The following is a 327-nucleotide window of genomic DNA, read 5'->3' as shown; positions in this document are numbered from 1 at the left end:
GATGACAGACGTATCGTCAGCGGGATTATCCACGTCATCAAGCACGCCCGCAATGGAAAGATGCCCCGCGTGAGTATGGGCCATACAAAACTCTCTACAATCGCTTTATCCGCTGGAGCCGATTGGGCGTCTTTAATAAGATTTTTGCGGAACTTGTTGAGAAAAATGGCTCTACAACACGCGTGATGACTGACTCAACCCATCTCAAGGCCCACGGAACAGCAGCGAGCCCGCTGAAAAAAGGGGCTTTTCCCGATGCATCGGACGCGCAAAAGGCGGCCTGAATTCAAAACTCCATGCTGTTTGTAATGCCTCCGGTCAACCAGC

At 51.7% G+C, this 327-nt stretch carries 1 protein-coding gene and 1 pseudogene; both read left to right on the top strand.

The genetic code is table 11. The features are described from left to right. Positions 1 to 186: hypothetical protein (locus ACQRA4_RS13945; protein WP_427823644.1), on the top strand; the 186-nt coding region annotated here is incomplete at its 5' end. Further along, a pseudogene (locus tag ACQRA4_RS13940) lies at positions 96 to 284 on the top strand (hypothetical protein); the annotation flags it as partial. The gene ACQRA4_RS13945 and the pseudogene ACQRA4_RS13940, both read left to right, overlap by 91 nt. Positions 285 to 327: the final 43 nt, after the last annotated feature.

Origin of the sequence: Desulfovibrio sp. SGI.169, from assembly GCF_050313595.1 — a bacterium.
Classification (GTDB): domain Bacteria; phylum Desulfobacterota; class Desulfovibrionia; order Desulfovibrionales; family Desulfovibrionaceae; genus Desulfovibrio.
This window is presented reverse-complemented; position numbering and strand designations above follow the sequence as displayed.